The 14295-nt window shown below is 62.5% G+C and carries 12 protein-coding genes; 4 read left to right on the forward strand and 8 right to left on the reverse strand.

Going from position 1 to position 14295, the window contains the following annotated elements:
• Nucleotides 1–44: 44 nt before the first annotated feature.
• From GEV38_RS05265 to GEV38_RS05280, 4 genes are all read right to left on the reverse strand, one after another.
• Entirely contained in the window at nucleotides 45–1424 is a 1380-nt protein-coding gene (locus GEV38_RS05265) for an OprD family porin (protein ID WP_054573152.1), read from the reverse strand.
• Between the two features lie 224 nt (nucleotides 1425–1648).
• Nucleotides 1649–3241 carry an ABC transporter substrate-binding protein gene (locus tag GEV38_RS05270; protein ID WP_054573151.1) on the reverse strand — a complete coding sequence of 531 codons (1593 nt, stop codon included), beginning with the start codon at nucleotides 3239–3241 and terminating at the stop codon, nucleotides 1649–1651.
• A 146-nt stretch (nucleotides 3242–3387) separates the two neighbouring features.
• The gene (locus GEV38_RS05275) at nucleotides 3388–5013 is read right to left on the reverse strand and encodes an ABC transporter substrate-binding protein (RefSeq protein ID WP_013971054.1); all 1626 of its coding nucleotides are present in this window, start codon (nucleotides 5011–5013) and stop codon (nucleotides 3388–3390) included.
• A gap of 392 nt (nucleotides 5014–5405) precedes the next feature.
• On the reverse strand, nucleotides 5406–6122 hold the full coding sequence (locus GEV38_RS05280) for an SIMPL domain-containing protein (RefSeq protein WP_015269044.1): 717 nt from the start codon (nucleotides 6120–6122) through the stop codon (nucleotides 5406–5408).
• Nucleotides 6123–6324: 202 nt separating this feature from the next.
• On the opposite strand from GEV38_RS05280, the gene GEV38_RS05285 reads away from it, so the two are divergent.
• The 4 genes from GEV38_RS05285 to GEV38_RS05300 all read left to right on the forward strand — a co-directional run bounded on the left by GEV38_RS05285 (nucleotide 6325) and on the right by GEV38_RS05300 (nucleotide 10712).
• Nucleotides 6325–7581 carry an ATP-binding protein gene (locus tag GEV38_RS05285; RefSeq protein WP_003257889.1) on the forward strand — a complete coding sequence of 419 codons (1257 nt, stop codon included), beginning with the start codon at nucleotides 6325–6327 and terminating at the stop codon, nucleotides 7579–7581.
• Nucleotides 7581–8141, forward strand: coding sequence for a response regulator transcription factor (locus GEV38_RS05290; protein ID WP_015269045.1), 561 nt, complete (start codon nucleotides 7581–7583; stop codon nucleotides 8139–8141). Before GEV38_RS05285 ends, GEV38_RS05290 begins: the two co-directional genes overlap by 1 nt.
• Nucleotides 8142–8356: 215 nt before the next feature.
• Entirely contained in the window at nucleotides 8357–9298 is a 942-nt protein-coding gene (locus tag GEV38_RS05295) for an AEC family transporter (protein WP_015269046.1), read from the forward strand.
• 55 nt (nucleotides 9299–9353) lie between these two features.
• Nucleotides 9354–10712, forward strand: a complete 1359-nt coding sequence (locus GEV38_RS05300) for an amino acid permease (RefSeq protein ID WP_054573150.1) — start codon at nucleotides 9354–9356, stop codon at nucleotides 10710–10712.
• 126 nt (nucleotides 10713–10838) lie between these two features.
• Here the strand turns inward: GEV38_RS05300 and GEV38_RS05305 are convergent, their stop codons facing one another.
• The 4 genes from GEV38_RS05305 to gatB all read right to left on the reverse strand — a co-directional run bounded on the left by GEV38_RS05305 (nucleotide 10839) and on the right by gatB (nucleotide 14284).
• On the reverse strand, nucleotides 10839–11213 hold the full coding sequence (locus GEV38_RS05305; protein WP_013971059.1) for a carboxymuconolactone decarboxylase family protein: 375 nt from the start codon (nucleotides 11211–11213) through the stop codon (nucleotides 10839–10841).
• A 10-nt stretch (nucleotides 11214–11223) separates the two neighbouring features.
• The gene (locus tag GEV38_RS05310) at nucleotides 11224–12267 is read right to left on the reverse strand and encodes a calcium/sodium antiporter (RefSeq protein WP_043935364.1); all 1044 of its coding nucleotides are present in this window, start codon (nucleotides 12265–12267) and stop codon (nucleotides 11224–11226) included.
• Between the two features lie 60 nt (nucleotides 12268–12327).
• Entirely contained in the window at nucleotides 12328–12702 is a 375-nt protein-coding gene (locus GEV38_RS05315; protein WP_173895604.1) for a septal ring lytic transglycosylase RlpA family protein, read from the reverse strand.
• A 136-nt stretch (nucleotides 12703–12838) separates the two neighbouring features.
• Nucleotides 12839–14284 carry an Asp-tRNA(Asn)/Glu-tRNA(Gln) amidotransferase subunit GatB gene (gene gatB / locus GEV38_RS05320; RefSeq protein ID WP_013971062.1) on the reverse strand — a complete coding sequence of 482 codons (1446 nt, stop codon included), beginning with the start codon at nucleotides 14282–14284 and terminating at the stop codon, nucleotides 12839–12841.
• Between the last annotated feature and the right edge of the window lie 11 nt (nucleotides 14285–14295).

Here is a 14295-nt window from a genome sequence, read left to right on the forward strand (position 1 = left end):
GTAGCCGCCACGGCCCGCAGCGAAGCAGGCCGTGGCGCCGGCGGTCAGAGAATGTTGAATGGAATGGTGGTAACCACCCGGAACTCATCCAGGCTGCCATCGCCCTGGGCCTTGCTGGCGCGGTGCGCGGTGTAGGTGGCACGGATGCTGGTGTCTTTCAATGGCCCGCTCTGTACCGCGTAGCTGGTGCCGAAGCCCCACTCGTAGTGGGTTTCGCCATCCAGGCCGTTCACGTCGTAGGCGGTACCGCGGTAATGGGTACCATCGATGCCCCAGCCGCGGGCGTTGTACAGGTTGAACTTCAGGCCCGGCACGCCGTACGGCGCCATGTTCAGCACGTAGGAAATCTGCAGCGATTTCTCGTTGGGGCCGTTGAAGTCCGACAGCAGCGAGTTGGCCAGGTAGATGCCGTTGGTTTCGTGCAGGTAGTCGAAGTACTCGTTGCCGTTGACCTGCTGCCAGGAGGCGCTGAGGGTGTGGGCCTGATGGGTCAGGCCGAACGACAGGCTGTAGGTGTCGTTGTCGATATCGCCCATCTTCTTGCTGCCGGCGTCGACGGTCTTGTAGTAGTTCAGGCCGGTGCTCAGGCTTAGCACTGCACTATCACCGAGCACATGGTTGGCGCCGAAGTAGTACTGGTTCCAGAAGTCGTCGACCTTGGTGGCGTACAGGCTGGTGCTCAGGCTCTTGAACGGCTGGTAGTTGATGCCGGCGGTGCTGGCGCGGTCGGTCTCCACGCCAGTGGCGCTGTACTCGGTGCGGAACTTGCTGAGGCTCTGTTCGGTACGTGGCGAGACGCGGTCGAAGGTGCCCAGGTCGAAGCTCAGGTTGTCGAATTCGGCACTGTGCAGGAACGCGCCCTGGAAACTCGAGGGCAGGGCGCGGTTGCCGATGTAGGCGATCATCGGCGTGTCCACCGATTGGCGGCCGACGGTGAGCGTGGTGTTGGACACCCGCGCCTTGACGTTGGCCAGGCCCATCTTGCTCCACTGGCCGACCGGGTCGCCGTCGCTGTGGGTCAGGGTGCGGTTGTTGGGGCCGGCGACGTCCTCGCGGTTCTGCAGCAGGGCGATGGCATTGTAACCGGCGGCTTCGACGGCGAAGCCGACGGTGCCCTGGGTGAAACCGGAACTGTAGTTGAGGATGGTGCCCTGCACCCAGTTCTCGCGGCTGTGGGTGTCGTGGCGGGTGCCGTCGCTCTTGTAGTACTTCCACAGCGGGGCGCGTGCGGCGCGCTCGCGGGCATACCAGTTGCGGGTGCTGCCGGACAGGCTCTGGCCGTCGACGAAGCCGCTGGCCTGCTCCTGCTCGCTGCTGCCTTTGAGGGTGATGGGCACGTATTCCTGGCTTTGCGGGGCTGCCTGGGTCACGGTGGATAAGGCACTGATGGATAAAGCCAGTGCGGTCAAGGTGAATAGTCTCAAGGTTAAAGCTCCCTTTCTGTTCTTCTAGTTATTGCCTGGCCTTGTGGGCCGGGCTTCTTGCTGCGGTGTTGCCAGGGTTGCCCGGGGTCACCGGGCAGAATCGGGGCGTTGTGTTGGCTGTGCCGGCCTCTTCGCGGGCGCGCCCGCTCCCACAGGTTTCGTGAACCTGAGGAGAACCCTGTGGGAGCGGGTTTACCCGCGAAGAGGCCGGTACCGGCTAATGCTCAATCAACACTCACACCGGAAAAATCGTTGCGCCCGAAAGGGCTGACCTTGAATTCGGAAACCTTGATGCTCAGCGGTTGGTTGACCGTTGAATGTGCCACCGGGGTAATCGGCACCTGCTGCTTGAGCCGCTGCTGGGCCTGCTGGTACAGGGCGGTGCGCTGCGCGCGGTCGGTGACCTGCTTGGCCTGCTTGACCAGGCTGTCGTACTGCGGATCGCACCACAGCGAGTAGTTGTTGCTGCCGATGGCATCGCAGTTGTAGAGGGTGCCCAGCCAGTTGTCCGGGTCGCCGTTGTCCCCGGTCCAGCCGATCAGGGCGATATCGTGCTCGCCGCTTTTCATGCGCTTGAGGTACTCGCCCCATTCATAGCTGACAATGCGCACCTTGAAGCCGAGCTTGCTCCAGTCGGCCTGGAGCATTTCCGCCATCAGCTTGGCGTTTGGGTTGTACGGGCGCTGCACCGGCATGGCCCACAGGGTGATCTCGGTGCCCGGCTTGACTCCGGCCTGCTGCAGTAGCTGTTTGGCCTTTTCCGGATCGAAGGGGGCGTCCTTGATGCTGTCGTCATAGGACCACTGGGTTGGCGGCATGGCGTTGACTGCCAGCTGGCCGGAATCCTGATACACAGCCTGGATGATCGCCTGCTTGTTCACTGCCATATCCATTGCCTGGCGCACTTCCAACCGGTCGAACGGTGGGTGTTGAGTGTTGTAGGCGATATAGCCGAGGTTGAAGCCAGGCTGTTGCAGCACCTGCAGTTTGCTGTCGGCCTTGAGCGCCGGCAGGTCGGCGGGGCGCGGGTTCAGGGTGACCTGGCATTCGTTGCGGCGCAGCTTCTGGATGCGCACCGAAGGGTCGATGTTGATCGAGAACACCAGGTTGTCGATCTTCACGTCCTGCGGTGACCAATAGGCCTTGTTGCCCTTGTAGCGGATCTGCGAATCCTTCTGATAACGCTGGAACACGAACGGGCCGGTGCCGATCGGTTGCTGGTTGATGTCGCTGGGGCGCCCGCTGGTCATCAACTGTTCGGCGTATTCAGCAGAGAGGATCGAGGCGAAGCTCATGGCCAGGTTCTGGATGAACGCGGCATCGACCTTGTTCAGGGTGAATACCACGGTCAGTGGACCGGTCTTTTCGACACGGGCGATGTTCTTGTCCAGGCCCATGCTGATGAAATAGGGGAACTCGGTCGGGTAGGCCTGGCGGAACGGGTGGTTCTTGTCGAGCATGCGGTTGAAGGTGAACAGCACGTCGTCGGCGTTGAAGTCGCGGCTCGGTGCAAAGGCCTTGTTGCTGTGGAACTTCACCCCTTCGCGCAGGTGGAAGGTGTAGCGCAGGCCATCTTCGGACACCTCCCAGCGGGTCGCCAGGGCAGGGTGCACGGCAGTGCCGCCGCGTTCGAACTCGACCAGGCGGTTGTAGATCGGTTCGGCGGCGTCGTTGTCGGTGGCGCTGGTGTACTGGGCAGTGTCGAAGCCGGCGGGGCTGCCTTCGGAACAGAACACCAGGTTGTTGGCCAGCAGGGCCGGCGATTGGCTGATCAGGCCCAGGGCCAGCAGGGCGGAAACTCGGGTGGTATGGCGCATGGCAAGTCCTTTTACGTCTGTTTGCGCCGCCTCGGGGTACGAATGGCGGCAACAGGTCGCCGACCCCGCTGCGGATGGCAGCGGGACGACATGGAGGGGGACGAGGTTGGCGGGGCACCCGCAGCTCGGCGGGTGCCTTGGCTAGCCTATTTGTCCACGCTGACGCCGTAGAAGGAGTTCAGCGCGAACGGGCTGATCTTGAAGTCCTTCACCTTGGCGCTCATGGGCTGGTACACGGTGGAGTGGGCGATCGGGGTGATCGGCACCTGCTCCTTGAGGATGTGCTGTGCCTGCTGGTACAGCTCGGTGCGCTTGGCCTGGTCGGAAGTGGCCTTGGCCTGCTTGATCAGGTCGTCGTAGGGCTTGTAGCACCATTTGGAGAAGTTGTTGCCGTTCATGGCGTCGCAGCCGTACAGGGTGCCCAGCCAGTTGTCCGGGTCACCGTTGTCACCGCTCCAGCCGATCAGCATGGCGCCCTGTTCGCCGCCTTTGGAGCGCTTGATGTACTCGCCCCATTCATAGCTGACGATCTTGGCCTTGATGCCGACCTTGGCCCAGTCGGATTGCAGCATCTCGGCCATCAGCTTGGCATTGGGGTTGTACGGGCGTTGCACAGGCATCGCCCACAGGGTGATTTCGGTGCCTTCCTTGATGCCGGCTTCCTTGAGCAGTTGCTTGGCTTTTTCAGGGTCGAATGGCGCGTCCTTGATGCTGTCGTCATAGGACCACTGGGTCGGGGGCATGGCGTTGACTGCCAGTTGGCCGGCGCCCTGGTAGACCGACTCGATGATCTTTTTCTTGTCCACGGCCATATCCAGCGCCTCGCGGACCTTCAGCTGGGCCAGCGGGTTGGGCTCGTTGCTTCCCTTGACCTTGTCCATCACGTTGTAGGCGATGTAGCCGAGGTTGAAGCCGGCTTGCTGCGGCATCTGCAGCTTGGGGTCCTGTTTCAGCGGCTGGATGTCGGCAGGGCGCGGGAACAGGGTGACCTGGCACTCGTTCTTCTTCAGCTTCTGCATGCGCACAGAGGCGTCGGTGGTAATGGCGAAGATCAGGTTGTCGATCTTCACGTCATCAGGTTGCCAGTAGTCCTTGTTGCCCTTGAAGCGGATCTGCGCGTCCTTCTGGTACTTGCTGAACACGAACGGGCCAGTGCCGATCGGCTTCTGGTTGATGTCGGCGGCCTTGCCGTCCTTGAGCAACTGGTCGGCGTATTCGGCGGACTGGATCGAGGCGAAGCTCATGGCCAGGTTCTGAATGAATGCGGCGTCGACTTCGTTGAGGGTGAACCTGACGGTATGTTCGTCGAGCTTCTCCAGCTTGGCGATGTTCTTGTCCATGCCCATGTCGGTGAAGTATGGGAACTCGGTGGGGTAGGCCTTGCGGAACGGGTGGTCCTTGTCGAGCATGCGGTTGAAGGTGAACAGCACGTCGTCGGCGTTGAAGTTGCGGGTGGGCTTGAAGTAGTCGGTGGTGTGGAACTTGACCCCTTCGCGCAGGTGGAAGGTGTAGGTCTTTCCGTCGTCGGAGACTTCCCACTTGGTCGCCAGCCCCGGGATGACTGCCGTGCCGCCACGTTCGAACTGGGTCAAGCGGTTGAACACGGTCTCGGCCGAGGCGTCAAAGTCAGTCCCTGTGGTGTATTGGCCCGGGTCGAAGCCGGCCGGGCTGCCTTCGGAGCAGAACACCAGGTTGGACGCTGCGAGGGCCGACGGTGCGCCGGAGAGCAAGCCTGCGCCTAGCAGGAACGGAATGACTGCGTGTTTGAGCATGGTGGCCTCATTGTTGTCATTTTTCGATTGAGGTGGCCTCGTGAGCCGACCTGCGGATACTTATGCAGGGGGTGTTCCCAATGCAATATGCGGAGGGATAGTTGGCGCCAGAAAAGTGGTACGAGCGTACATGGATGTCGCATTGATATAACTTTCGAAGAAGTTAAACGTTTGCGTAGGCAAAATGATGGCTTTTTGCGGGATATTTCGAGGCGGGGTTGGCGTAGGAAGCACCTTATTGGTGCGTAGGAAATGTCTGAATCTGCGCTTTTTCGACTGACCTCATCGCCGGCAAGCCAGCTCCCACAGGTACAACACAAGGGCTGAAACCTGTGGTGTATCTGTGGGAGCTGGCTTGCCGGCGATAGGGGCGCAATGCGCCCCCGGCGAACTCAAGGCATCTGCACTTCGATCAGGCCATCGGCATTCATGCTCACTTCACTGGTCCCGGCCTCGATATCCGGCGCCGGTGCCGACTCATCAGCCCCCATTGCCTTCATCGCCATCGGCGCACTGCGCAGGTAAGGGCGCGGGTAACCGCTGCTGTTGAGGTTCAGGCTGACCACCTTGTAGCCCTTGCCACCCAGTGCCTCGGTAGCCAGTTGCGCGCGTGCCTTGAAGGCATCCACCGCATCCTTGAGCAGTGCATCCTCGCTGGCCTTGCGCGTGGCCGGGGCGATGGAGAAGTCCATGCCCCCCATCTTCAGCTCTTGCAGCAAGTCGGCGGTCAGCTGCGACAGGGCAGGGAAGTTGGCGCTTTCCAGGCGCAACTCGGCGCGCTCGCGCCAGCCGGTGATCTTCTGGCCCTTGCTGTCATATACCGGGTAGCTGTTGCGGCTACCTTGGCTGATCTTCACGTCCTTGACCTGGCGCGACTGCTGTACGGCCTTGTTCATGGTTTCGGTGATCTGCTTGGCGAGCTTGCCCGGGTCGGTGTTCTGCGCTTCGCTGTACAGGGTAACGACCATCAGGTCGCGCGCCACTTCCTTGCTGACCTCGGCACGCAGCGAGACCTGATTGTAGCGCGGCTCATCGGCAGCCAGCGCCGGCAGGCTGGCGAGCAGGCCGCAGGACAGGATCAGGGCGGTGCCGCGACGTGGGATTTGCATGTGATACTCCTTGGCAATATAAGGCGTGGGTTGTGGCCATCCATTCCACGCATGGCCCATCAGACCGGCAACAGTGTAGTGGGTTCAAAAGTGCCATCATGAACCTGTGACAAAGTGTGGCGCTTTGCCGCATCGCTGCAGCGAGGCGCCTGGCTTCGGTATACTCCAGCCGATTTTTCTGGAGCACTCATCAGGAGAGCTCATGCTCGCCGCCGTACAACCGCTGTCTGCTACTCGCCAGAACCTCTGGCGCCTGACCGTCATTCGGGTCCTGGTCCTGGCTGCCCAGGCCGGCTCCGTGGGCGTCGCCTACTGGACCGAACTGCTGCCTTTGCCCTGGCTGTCGCTGGCCGGCACCTTGGCCTTGTCTTCGCTGCTGTGCGCCTTCACGGCCCTGCGCCTGCGCCTGTCGTTGCCTGTTACCGAGCTGGAATATGCCCTGCAACTGGCCTGCGACCTGCTGATCCACAGTGCCTTGCTGTACTACTCCGGCGGTTCGACCAACCCGTTCGTTTCGTATTACCTGGTGCCGCTGGCGATTGCCGCAGTTACCTTGCCGTGGCTGTATTCGCTGATCCTGTCCGGCATTGCCCTGACCGCCTACAGCCTGCTGCTGGTGCAGTTCTACCCGCTCGAAGGCCTGCCGATGGCGCGGGACAAGATGCAGGTGTATGGCATGTGGCTGAGTATTGCCCTGGCCGCGGCGGTGATCACCTTCTTTGCCGCACGCATGGCCGAAGAGCTGCGCCGCCAGGAGCAACTGCGTTCCGAGCGGCGTGAAGAAAGCCTGCGCGACGAGCAGCTGCTGGCCGTGGCCACCCAGGCCGCCGGTGCCGCCCATGAGCTGGGCACACCGTTGGCGACCATGAGCGTGCTGCTGAACGAAATGCGCCAGGACCACGCCGACCCCTTGCTGCAGGAAGACCTGCAGATCCTTCAGGACCAGGTGAAGCTGTGCAAGGAAACCCTGCAACAGCTGGTACGCGCCGCCGAAGCCAACCGCCGCCTGGCCGTGGTGGAGCAGGATGTCACGGCCTGGCTGGACGAAGCGCTCAACCGTTGGCACCTGATGCGCCCGGAAGCCAGCTACCGCTTCCAGCGCTTGCGCGACGGCCAGGTGCCGCGCCTGACCCCGCCGCCGGACCTGACCCAGGCGCTGTTGAACCTGTTGAACAATGCCGCCGATGCCTGCCCCGACGACCTTGAAGTGCGCCTGGACTGGGACACCCATGACATCGTCATCAGCATCCGTGACCACGGCCCCGGCGTACCGCCGGCAATCGCCGAGGCCATCGGCAAACCCTTCATTACCACCAAGGGCAAAGGCTTCGGCCTGGGCCTGTTCTTGAGCAAGGCCAGCGTGACCCGTGCGGGCGGTTCGGTGAAACTCTATAGTCATGAACAGGGTGGCACCCTGACCGAACTGCGCCTGCCCTATGGCAAGCGAGGAGATGAATGATGAGCGAAGAAAACCAGGTCGAAGGCGAAGAGCTGCCGCACCTGTTGCTGGTGGATGACGATGCCACCTTCACCCGGGTCATGGCCCGGGCCATGAGCCGCCGCGGTTTCCGCGTCAGTACCGCCAGCTCTGCCGAAGAAGGGTTGATCCTTGCCCAGCAGGACCTGCCGGACTACGCCACGCTGGACCTGAAGATGGAAGGCGACTCCGGCCTGGTGCTGCTGCCCAAGCTGCTGGAGCTGGACCCGGAAATGCGCGTGGTGATCCTGACCGGTTACTCGAGCATTGCCACTGCGGTGGAAGCGGTCAAGCGCGGTGCCTGCAACTACCTGTGCAAGCCGGCCGATGCCGATGATGTGCTGGCTGCGTTGCTGTCAGAGCACACCGACCTGGACAGCCTGGTGCCGGAAAACCCGATGTCGGTCGACCGCCTGCAGTGGGAGCATATCCAGCGCGTACTGAACGAGCACGAGGGCAATATCTCGGCCACCGCGCGGGCGCTGGGCATGCACCGGCGGACCTTGCAGCGCAAACTGCAGAAGCGCCCGGTTAGGCGCTGATTCAGTACTGGCAGTACCGGCCTCTTCGCGGGTAAACCCGCTCCTACAGGTGTTCACAAGCCTCCAGACCTGTGCAGTACCTGTAGGAGCGGGTTTACCCGCGAAAGGGCCGTAACTGCCAGAAACTTCTCTTTATCACCCCGCGATCCCCGCAAGTCCCGGCCGTTGGCGTATCATTAGCCCCCTAACGGCAACCCCTCCAGGATCGCTTGCGCATGCTCGCCCTTCTTATCCAGACGTTGAACATCACGGCCCCGGTCTTCGCCATGCTGTTCATGGGCGTGCTGCTCAAACGTATCCGCCTGATCGACGACAATTTCAACCGTGTAGCCTCGCAACTGGTGTTCAACGTGTGCATGCCGGCGTTGCTGTTCCTCGGCATCTATCACGCCGACCTGGCCACGGCGGTCAAACCCGGCGTCCTTCTCTATTTCATCGTCGCCACCCTGGCCGGCTTCGCCATTGCCTGGGGCATGGCCATCTGGCGCAGCCCGCTGGCCGACCGGGGCATCTATACCCAGGGCGCATTCCGTGGGAACAACGGCGTGATCGGCCTGGCCCTGGCCGCCAGTCTCTACGGCGACTACGGCATCTCCCTGGGGGCGGTACTCGCCGGCCTGGTCATCCTCATGTACAACTCGTTGTCGGCAGTGGTGCTGGCGGTTTACAGCCCGGACCTGAAATCCGACCCGTGGAGCATCTGCAAGAGCATCTTCAGCAACCCGCTGATCATCAGTGTGCTGGTGGCCACGCCCATGGCCTACGGCCAGGTGCCGCTGCCCAACTGGCTGCTGACCTCGGGCGATTACCTGGCGCAGATGACCCTGCCGCTGGCGCTGATCTGCATCGGTGGCACGCTGTCGATGGCGGCACTGCGCGACAGTGGCAGGCTGGCCATCGACGCCAGCCTGGTGAAGATGGTCTGGCTGCCGCTGCTGGGTACCCTTGGAGCCTGGCTATGCGGCTTCCGCGGCGCCGAGCTGGGCATCCTGTTCCTGTACATCGGCAGCCCGACTGCAGCTGCCAGCTACGTCATGGCGCGGGCGGCGAACGGCAACCATGAGCTGGCTGCATCGATCATCGTGATTACCACGCTAATGGCGGCGATCACCACCAACATTGGTATTTTCATCTTGCAGTGGGGCGGATGGATCTAGATCCTTGACTGCAAACAACACAAAAACACAGCCTCACTGAGCTAAAGGACACTTCATGCAAGACCAGAGCACGCCCGAGCGGTTACAGCGCGGGCTGAAGAATCGCCATATCCAGCTGATCGCGCTGGGCGGGGCCATCGGTACCGGGTTGTTCCTGGGCATTGCCCAGACCATCCAGCTGGCTGGCCCCTCCGTCCTGCTGGGCTACGCCATTGCCGGCCTGATGGCCTTCCTGATCATGCGCCAGCTCGGTGAAATGGTTGTTGAAGAGCCCGTGGCCGGCAGCTTCAGCCACTTCGCCCACCAGTACTGGAGCGAGTTTGCCGGGTTTGTTTCGGGTTGGAACTACTGGGTGGTGTACGTACTGGTCGGCATGGCCGAGCTTACAGCGGTGGGCATCTACGTGCAGTACTGGTGGCCCGGCTTTCCCACCTGGGCCACGGCGGCGATCTTTTTCGTGGTGATCAACCTGATCAACCTCACCCAGGTTAAGGTCTACGGCGAGATGGAGTTCTGGTTCGCCCTGGTCAAGGTGGTGGCCATCGTCAGCATGATCGGTTTCGGCGCCTGGCTGCTGACCAGCGGCCATGGCGGCCCGGACGCCAGCGTGGCCAACCTCTGGCAGTACGGCGGCTTCTTCCCCAACGGCGTCACCGGCCTGGTGATGGCACTGGCAGTGATCATGTTCTCGTTCGGTGGCCTGGAGCTGGTGGGCATCACCGCCGCTGAGGCTGACAACCCGCGTCAGAGCATCCCAAAGGCCACCAACCAGGTGGTGTACCGTATCCTCATTTTCTATATCGGTGCCTTGGCGGTGCTGCTGTCGCTGTACCCATGGCAGAAGGTGGTGCAGGGTGGCAGCCCGTTCGTGATGATCTTCCATGAACTGGACAGTGACCTGGTGGCGACCATCCTCAATATCGTGGTGCTGACGGCCGCACTGTCGGTGTACAACAGCTGTGTGTACGCCAACAGCCGCATGCTGTTCGGCCTGGCCAGCCAGGGCGACGCTCCGCTTCAGTTGCTGAAGGTAAGCCGTAGCGGCGTGCCGCTGACCGCGCTGGGTGTGTCGGCTTTTGCCACCGGGCTGTGCGTGCTGATCAACTACCTGATGCCGGGTGAAGCCTTTGGTCTGCTGATGGCCCTGGCGGTGTCGGCGCTGGTGATCAACTGGGCGAGCATCAGCATCACCCACCTGAAGTTCCGCAAGGCCAAGCTGGCGGCCGGGATTACCCCGTTCTACAAAAGCTGGGGGCACCCGGTAACCAACTACCTGTGCCTGGCGTTCATCGTGCTGATCCTGGTGGTGATGTACCTGACCCCGCCGATTCGCATCTCGGTGATGCTGATTCCGGGGTGGATCCTGGTGCTGTGGGTGGCCTTCAAGATGAAGAAGGCTCGCCAGGCCAGGTAGGTAACACAGTGCCGGCCTTTTCGCGGGTAAACCCGCCCCCACAGGGATCCCACAGGCTCTGAGACCTGTGCAGTACCTGTGGGAGCGGGTTTACCCGCGAAGAGGCCGGGCCTGAAAAAGGCTGGGTCAGCCTTGATAGCTGTCGATCACTTCCTGTGCCGCACGGAACGCATCAATCGCCGCCGGCACCCCCGCATACACCGCGCAATGCAGCAGCGCTTCGCGAATCTCCTCCACCGTACAGCCATTGTTCAACGCCCCGCGCACATGCCCCTTGAGCTCCTGCGGGCACTTGAGTGCCGTGAGCGTGGCCAGGGTAATCAGGCTGCGGGTTTTCAACGGCAGCCCGTCGCGGGCCCACACGCTGCCCCAGGCATGTTCGTTGACGAAGTCCTGCAGCGGCTGGGTAAAGTCGGTGGCATTGCCCAGGGCGCGGTCGACGAATGCATCGCCCATCACCTGGCGCCGAATCTGTTCGCCGGTTTTCTTGCTATCAGCCATGTTGTTTTCCTTAGTGTTGGCGGCGCCAGGCTCGTGCGGTGGTGTACAGCAACACCATGGCGAGCACCGGCAGTACGTAGAACAGCATCAACCGCTCCAGGCGGCCGGCCAGTGGCATGCCCATGGTAAACGCCGCCACGTGCAGCCCATAGGCCAGGTACAGGCAGAGGAACACCAGGCCTTCGGCGCGAGTGATGCGGTAGCCGGAATAGAACACCGGCAGGCTCAGCGCAGCAACACCCAGCATTACCGGCAGATCGAAGGCCAAGGCGTTGGGCGAGATCGACAGCGGCTCGGGAGTGACCAGCGCGGTCAGGCCCAGCACGGCCAGCAGGTTGAACAGGTTGCTGCCGATCACTGTGCCCACGGCGATTTCCCGTTCACCGCGCAGGGCGGCGATCAGTGCAGCGGCCAGTTCCGGCAGGGAGGTGCAAATGGCAACGACGGTCAGGCCGATGATGCGCTCGGACAGGCCCAGGTCGGTGGCCACCTCCACGGCGGCTTCCAGCAACAAGTGACCCGCCAGGCTCAGCAGGCCCAGGCCGGCCAGCACCTGCAGCAGCGTGCCCGACCAGAAGCGCCCGGTACTGCTGATGACGGTTGCCGGTGCGGGGTAGGTGCGGGCGTAGTGGCGCGACTGGTGCCAGAGCATTGCCAGGTAGCCGACCAGGCCGATCAACAGCAACACCCCTTCGACCCGGCCCAAGTGGCCGTTGGCGGATAACGCGTAGACCAGGCCGCTGGCGACGATCATCAGTGGAATGTCCATGCGCACCAGTTGCCGCGACACGCGCAGCGGGATGATCAATGCGGCCAGGCCGAGAATGACCAATACGTTGAAGATGTTGCTGCCGATGACGCTGCCCACCGCCACATCCGGCGCGCCCTGGTAGGCGGCCTGCAGGCTCACGGTCATTTGTGGGGCAGTGCTGCCGAAGGCCACCAGGCTCAGGCCGATGATCAGCGGGCGTACGTGCAGGCGCTGGGCCAGGCTCAGGGCTGCGCGTACCAGCAGTTCGGCGCCGCCGATCAGCAACAGCAGGGCGATGCCCAGTTGCAGGAGGCTGGAGGTGGGAAGGGTAGCCAGGTCGAAAATGGTCGGACTCCTGTCGCGTCAGTCGCTAAGTCCTTGTACTCGCACGCGCGCGGTTCCGCTACGGATCATGCCGATTTTTTCTGCGGCGGCACGTGAAAGATCGATCAGGCGGCCGCGGGTGTGTGGGCCACGGTCGTTGATGCGCACCACGACGCTGCGCTGGTTGGCCAGGTTGGTCACCCGTACCCGGCTGCCGAAAGGCAGGCTGCGGTGGGCGGTGGTGAGGCCGTGCTGGTTGAACGGTTCGCCGCTGGCGGTGCGTTTGCCATGGTGGCGAGAGCCGTAATAGGAGGCGGTGCCGGTCTTGTCGTAACCGTTGGGGTCGATGTCCTGGCTGGCGCAGCCGGCCAGCAGGGAGAAGAGGGCGAGGGTGCTCAGGGATCGCTTTAGCAAGTCAGGAGGTCTCCAGTGCAGCCATTCGCGGGCTTGCCCGCTCCCACAGGTATATCACCGCCTGTGAAAGCGGCGCAGTATCTGTGGGGGCGGGCAAGCCCGCGAACGAGGGCAAAGCCCTCGCAGCATATTCAGATCACCCTTCGAGCTTGGCCTTGAGCAATTGGTTCACTTGCCCCGGGTTGGCCTTGCCCTTGGAGGCTTTCATCGCCTGGCCGACAAAGAAGCCGAACATCTTGCCACGCTTGGCCTCGTCGGCTGCGCGGTACTGTTCGACCTGCTCGGCGTTGGCCGCCAGCACTTCGTCGAGCATCTTGTCGATCGCACCGGTATCGGTGACCTGCTTCAGGCCCTTGCTTTCGATGATGCTGTCGGCATCGCCTTCACCGGCGGCCATGGCCTCGAACACGGTCTTGGCGATCTTGCCGCTGATGGTGTTGTCACGGATACGCAGCAGCATGCCGCCCAGCTGTGCGGCGCTGACCGGCGCCTGGTCGATCTCGATGCCCAGCTTGTTCAGCAGGCTGCCCAGTTCGACCATGACCCAGTTGGCAGCCAGCTTGGCATCGCCACCGATTTTCACCACTTCCTCGAAGTAGTCCGCCTGCTCGCGGCTGGAAGCCAGCACGTTGGCGTCGTAGGCCGACAGGCCGTACTGGTTCTGGAAGCGCTCGACCTTCTGCGTCGGCAGTTCCGGCAAGCCGGCGCGGACGGTTTCGAGGAAGCTGTCCTCGATCACCACCGGCAGCAGGTCCGGGTCGGGGAAGTAACGGTAGTCGTTGGCTTCCTCCTTGCTGCGCATGGAGCGGGTCTCGTCCTTGTTCGGGTCGTACAGACGGGTTTCCTGTACCACCTTGCCGCCGTCCTCGATCAGGTCGATCTGGCGCTGGATCTCGCTGTTGATCGCGCGCTCGATGAAGCGGAACGAGTTGACGTTCTTGATCTCGCAGCGGGTGCCGAATTCGGCCTGGCCTTTCGGGCGGATCGACACGTTGCAGTCGCAACGCAGCGAGCCTTCGGCCATGTTGCCGTCGCAGATGCCCAGGTAACGCACCAGCGCGTGGATTGCCTTGACGTAGGCCACGGCTTCCTTGGCGCTGCGCATGTCGGGCTCGGAGACGATTTCCAGCAGCGGGGTGCCGGCACGGTTCAGGTCGATGCCGGTGGAGCCGCTGAAGTCTTCGTGCAGGCTCTTGCCGGCATCTTCTTCCAGGTGCGCGCGGGTTACCCCGATGCGCTTGATGGTGCCGTCTTCCAGGGCGATGTCGAGGTGGCCCTTGCCGACGATCGGCAAGTCCATCTGGCTGATCTGGTAGCCCTTTGGCAGGTCCGGGTAGAAGTAGTTCTTGCGCGCGAACACGTTGCGCTTGCCGATCTCGGCATCAATGGCCAGGCCGAACATGCACGCCATGCGCACGGCTTCCTGGTTCAGCACCGGCAGTACGCCAGGCATGCCCAGGTCAACCAGGCTGGCCTGGGTGTTCGGCTCGGAACCGAAGGTGGTGGCGCTGCCGGAGAAGATCTTCGACTGGGTGGCGAGCTGAGTGTGGATTTCCAGCCCGATCACAACTTCCCATTGCATGTGTGAATTCC

Source organism: Pseudomonas sp. 13159349, from assembly GCF_013305685.1.
Lineage (GTDB): Bacteria > Pseudomonadota > Gammaproteobacteria > Pseudomonadales > Pseudomonadaceae > Aquipseudomonas > Aquipseudomonas asiatica.